Origin of the sequence: Salinivirga sp. (assembly GCF_035268865.1) — a bacterium.
Lineage (GTDB): Bacteria > Bacteroidota > Bacteroidia > Bacteroidales > Salinivirgaceae > Salinivirga.
The window spans coordinates 1-5,231 of record NZ_DATFKB010000029.1; the positions used below are offsets into that span (position 1 = coordinate 1).

Annotated in this window: 6 protein-coding genes; 3 read left to right on the plus strand and 3 right to left on the minus strand. The window is 40.5% G+C overall.

What is annotated here, in order from left to right; genetic code table 11:
• Both VJ937_RS02000 and VJ937_RS02005 read left to right on the plus strand, forming a co-directional pair.
• Positions 1-304 (plus strand): TlpA disulfide reductase family protein (locus tag VJ937_RS02000; RefSeq protein ID WP_324065246.1); only part of this gene is annotated, 304 nt, incomplete at its 5' end.
• Positions 282-689, plus strand: coding sequence for a thiol-disulfide oxidoreductase DCC family protein (locus VJ937_RS02005; RefSeq protein WP_324065247.1), 408 nt, complete (start codon positions 282-284; stop codon positions 687-689). The genes VJ937_RS02000 and VJ937_RS02005, both read left to right, overlap by 23 nt.
• Here VJ937_RS02005 and VJ937_RS02010 read toward each other — a convergent pair.
• From VJ937_RS02010 to recJ, 3 genes are read right to left on the minus strand one after another with little or no spacing between them, the layout of a single operon-like run.
• The gene (locus VJ937_RS02010) at positions 676-1,239 is read right to left on the minus strand and encodes an L-threonylcarbamoyladenylate synthase (protein WP_324065248.1); all 564 of its coding nucleotides are present in this window, start codon (positions 1,237-1,239) and stop codon (positions 676-678) included. The two genes, VJ937_RS02005 and VJ937_RS02010, sit on opposite strands and share 14 nt — an antisense overlap.
• Before the next feature lie 19 nt (positions 1,240-1,258).
• Positions 1,259-2,080: a 2,3,4,5-tetrahydropyridine-2,6-dicarboxylate N-succinyltransferase gene (locus VJ937_RS02015; protein WP_324065249.1), complete on the minus strand. Its 822-nt coding sequence runs from the start codon at positions 2,078-2,080 to the stop codon at positions 1,259-1,261.
• Positions 2,080-3,849: a single-stranded-DNA-specific exonuclease RecJ gene (gene recJ / locus VJ937_RS02020; RefSeq protein ID WP_324065250.1), complete on the minus strand. Its 1,770-nt coding sequence runs from the start codon at positions 3,847-3,849 to the stop codon at positions 2,080-2,082. The genes VJ937_RS02015 and recJ overlap by 1 nt, the downstream gene beginning before the upstream one ends.
• A gap of 218 nt (positions 3,850-4,067) precedes the next feature.
• Between recJ and VJ937_RS02025 the strand changes: the two genes are divergently transcribed.
• Positions 4,068-5,231, plus strand: a 1,164-nt coding sequence (locus VJ937_RS02025; RefSeq protein ID WP_324065251.1) for a lysine--tRNA ligase, incomplete at its 3' end; no start/stop codon positions are given.

A 5,231-nucleotide genomic window follows, 5' to 3' on the forward strand; every position in this document is an offset into this window, starting at 1 on the left:
GGAAGAAATGCCATTAATGGAGAAACATATTCAGCAGAGGTTGGCCGGAGAAGATCTTGTTGTTATTGCCATTGGCCGCGAACATAATATCAATGAACTTGAATTGTTCAACGAACGAAAAAAGTTTACTTTTCACATAGCTGCAGACCCCAAGCGCAGTATTTACAAGCTCTACGCCAGGAAATATATTCCACGTAATTATTTAATTGGTCCTTCAGGCAAACTAATTTATGCCCACAGTGGTTTTAAAAAGGGAGAGTTTCAAAAACTTGTAAAACTCATTGAAACAAAACTTGCCAAATAAACCCATTGTTTTTTTTGATGGTAACTGTGGTTTATGCAGCCGCAGTATTAATTTTATCATCAAACACGACCGCTATCAACATTTTTTGTTTTGCCCCTTACAGTCAAAAACAGCAGAAGAGTTTTTGGGAGCGGATTTGCTTAATGCAGAAAGTGTTGTGCTGTTGGAGGAGGGGGAGCTTTATACAGAATCTGAAGCCGCGTTTAATATCCTAAAACACTTAAGGACGTTTTGGTCTTTTTTGTTGATTTTTAGGGTTTTGCCTGAAAGTATAACAAATGGGGTTTATCGTTGGATCGCTCGCAACCGTAAAAAATGGTTTCCTGATCCTGAGACCTGCCAGTTACCTTCCCCAGAGGTTTCAAAGCGTATTATTCGCGAATAATTTCAACTTCGCCTCCAGTTCCCAGCTTAATAATCGATGAGCTTTTTCCACTAATGATATTATCACGGTCATATTCTGCTACATAGTCGCATTGGCTGAGTATTTCCTCGCTTATGTCGTCGTATATTTTGGCTGTAGAATCACCCGAAAAGTTGGCCGAAGTTGATACTATAGGTTTCTTAAATTGTTGGAGTAATTTATTGCACCAGGGATGATCAATAATTCTAACTGCAATGCCGCCATCATCTGCAATAAGGTTTGGTGCCAGATTTTTTGCTTTAGGTAAAATAAGTGTCAGGGGAGAGGTAGCAGTTTCAAAAAGGTCATAGGCAATATCCGGCATTTCCTCAATATAAGAGGGTACACGTCCGATATCATTGAGCAATATCAGCATACTTTTCGATGTATCGCGTTTTTTTATTTTAAAGAGCTTTTCCACAGCTTCGGGGTTGGTGGCATCGCATCCTAAACCCCAAATAGTGTCTGTTGGGTAACATATGATTCCACCAGCTATCAGTGCAGCTTTAGCTTTTTTTACGTCGTCGTTCATAATTGAGATTAGGTTTTTGTTATACGGCTACTTCATAATCTCTTAATGCATCGTTCAAAGAGGTTTTTTTATCAGTGCTTGGTTTGCGCTGGCCAATAATGAGCGCACAGGGTACATTGTAGGTCCCTGCACTGAATTTTTTGGGATAACTTCCGGGTATTACGACTGAGCGCTCGGGAATAATTCCCTTAAATTCTTTGGGCTCAGCACCTGTTACGTCAATAATTTTAGTTGATTTGGTTAAGACCACGTTGGCGCCCAAAACCGCTTCTTTTTTTATGTGCACTCCCTCTACTACAATGCAACGACTTCCAATAAAAGCACCATCTTCAATAATTACGGGGCTGGCTTGCAGGGGTTCCAATACGCCACCAATACCTACTCCTCCACTCAGGTGCACATCTCGTCCTATTTGCGCACATGACCCCACAGTAGCCCAGGTGTCAACCATGGTTCCGCTATCTACATATGCGCCGATATTTACATACGAAGGCATCATAATTACTCCAGGTGCCACGTAGCTACCGTGGCGTGCAATCGCATGCGGCACAACGCGTACTTTCTTTTCTTTATAACCTGTTTTTAGCGGTATTTTATCATGAAATTCAAACGGATGCACATCAATGGTTTCCATCTCCCTGGTGGGGAAATAGAGCACAACAGCTTTTTTTACCCATTCATTGATTATCCACCCGCTATCAGTTGGTTCTGCAACTCTTATTTCACCTTCGTCAAGCATTTTAATAACATGGGCAATTATTTGTTTGTTTTCCGGTTTGTTTATGTCTGCTCTGTTCTCCCAGAGAAAATCAATCTGCGATTTCAGTTGTTCGGTAGTCATTAGTTTTTATTTGTGCCTGGGTTCGTGATATTTTCAGTCGCTTTCTGACTATGATATTTGTTAAAATGAATGTCTTTTATCCGGAGCTGTATTGTTGTTTTGTTTCTGTAGGTGTTTTCGTCGATGCTGTAGCAAATATGGAAATTGGTTTTATCTGCAACCTTATGCCAGTGTTCAGCCTGGTTGAATGCAATGGACGGGAAGAGCGTTTCGCCGCCTTTTTTATCGGCAAGCATAAGTTTCAGGTGTTTTCCGTCCTTACCTACACAGCGACTAAATCCGGAGTCATATAGATTTTCAGTAATAAAGACCGGCGTCATGTTTTCTGGTCCGAATGGTTCAAATTGTTTGAGTATACGGAAAAACTTGGGTGTGATCTGATCTAATGTTATTACTGCATCGGCATGTATTTTCTGAACTGTTTGGTCTGGTCTTATGCGTTTGCGTACAACTTCTTCAAACCTTGATTTAAATATGTTAAAGTTTTCTTCTTTGATTGATAATCCAGCAGCATACATATGCCCACCATAGTTTTCAAGCAAGTCGCCACACTCCGTGATTGCTTCATAAATATTAAATCCAAATACCGATCTTGCAGACCCTGTAATGAGGCCATTTGAACGGGTGAAAATAATGGTCGGTTTGTAGTAATGTTCGACCAGTCTTGATGCGACAATTCCAATTACGCCCTTAAGCCAGTTCGGATTAAATAATACGATAGACTTTTTTGAGTCTAAACCCTCTTGCATTACAAGATCAAGCGCTTCATTGGTTATTTGTCGGTCAACATCTTTACGGCTTTTGTTTTCATTGTTAATTTTTTGACTTATGGCCCTTGCCTCCTCCAGGTCTTTCGATACCAACAGATCAACTGCCATTTGTCCGCTATCCATGCGGCCTGCTGCATTGAGCCTTGGGCCAATCTTGAAAACAATATCGGATATGACAATGTGCTTATCAAGTTCTGATACTTCCATTATAGCTTTGAGTGCCACCGATGGGCTATCGTTGATCTTTTTAAGTCCGTAGTGGGCAAGCACACGGTTTTCGCCAATGAGTGGTACGATATCTGAAGCGATACTTACTGCCAGAATATCAAGATACTCATATGCTTTGCTCATGTCCATGTTATTGGCTGATAAAAAGGCCTGAATGAGTTTAAAACCAACCCCGCATCCCGATAGCTCTTTGAAGGGATACTGGCTATCTGCTCTTTTTGGATCTAAAATAGCGTAAGCATCAGGAAGCGTGTCTGCAGGTGTATGGTGATCGCAGATAACGTAATCGATGTTTTTTTCATTGGCCATGGTAATTTTATCTATGGCCTTGATACCGCAATCAAGTGCAACAACCAAAGAAACATTGTTTTTTTCGGCGTATTCAATACTTTTTTCCGAGATGCCGTAGCCTTCGCTATATCTGTCGGGGATATAGTAATCGATGTTTTTATGGAACTGATGCAGGAATGAATACATCATAGCAACAGATGTAGTTCCATCCACGTCATAATCACCATAAACCAAAATTCTCTCATTGCGCTGCAGTGCGGTATTGATTCGTTCTACAGCTTTGTCCATATCAACCATTAGGAAAGGATCGTGAAGATCTTTGAGCTCAGGTCGGAAAAATGCCCTGGCCTGGTCAAAACTGGTAATGTTGCGCTGTATTAATAATTGCGCAAGTATTTCGTCTATATTAAGTTCCTTTGCTAATTTTGAAATGACTTCGGGATCGCCTTTTTCCTTAATAACCCATTTTTTTTCTTCCATAATGCTGCACTTTTCTGACACGTAGGTGTTCCGACCTGCCATAAACAGAGAATCAGACGGCACCCCAAAATTGAACGTAAAGATAGGCATAAAATCCCTGGTATTAAAATGCAAAAAAGGTTAAATGGAGAAGAATTTTATTAATTGCCTGTGAATTTTGGTTTTGAAATTTTCGACCCATTGAAAACTTAGCTATCTTTGCCGAAAATTTTTTTGATATGGGATTTTTAGAATTGAGCGAACAGGAAGTAATACGTCGAAAAGCTCTTGAGGAGCTTCAAAATTTGGGAATAGATCCCTATCCGGCGGCGAAATATGAGGTAACCCACTATTCACAGGATATAAAGGATGGTTACAACGAGGAAAAAGAAAATATGCAGGAGGTTACGCTTGCCGGACGTTTAATGTCCCGCAGAATTATGGGCAAGGCCTCTTTTGCTGAGTTGCAGGATGAAAAAGGCCGCATACAGCTATATTTTAACCGTGACGAATTGTGCCCGGAAGAAGATAAGGCGCTGTATAACAATGTGTTTAAAAAATTGCTCGATATTGGCGATATCATTGGAGTTAAAGGAAAGGTTTTTAAAACACGTATGGGGGAAATATCGGTAAATGTGAACGATCTTACGGTTTTGAGCAAATCACTGCGCCCTCTGCCCGTTGTAAAGGAAAAAGACGGAAAAACTTATGATGCTTTTGCCGATCCCGAACAACGTTATCGTCAGCGTTATTTGGATCTAATTGTGAACACTCCTGTAAGGGATACCTTCAAGAAGCGTGCGCAATTAATTCAAACGATGCGCAACTTTTTAAATGATAAAGATTACCTGGAAGTAGAAACACCAATTTTGCAACCCATTTATGGTGGCGCTGCGGCAAAACCTTTTAAAACACATCACAATAAGCTCGATCAAACTTTATATCTGCGAATTGCAAATGAGCTGTATCTGAAGAAACTGATCGTTGGTGGTTATGATGGTGTTTTTGAATTTGCAAAAGACTTCCGTAATGAGGGTATGAGCCGTTTCCATAATCCGGAGTTTACACAAATGGAGCTTTACGTGGCTTATAAAGATTACAAGTGGATGATGGAACTCGTGGAAGAGATGGTCGAGAAAATCGCCCTTAAACTCCATGGATCTACAAAAGTGCAGGTTGGCGAGCATGAAATTGATTTTAAACGCCCATGGAAGCGATTCACTATGTTCGAAGCCATTGAGCATTTTACAGGTATCGATATCAGTAAAATGGATGAAAAACAGCTGGCCGATACTGCTAAAAAACTCGATGTAGAGATAGACGATTCAATGGGTAAAGGTAAACTGATAGACGAAATTTTTGGTGAAACGTGTGAGGCTAAGCTTATACAGCCAACCTTTATC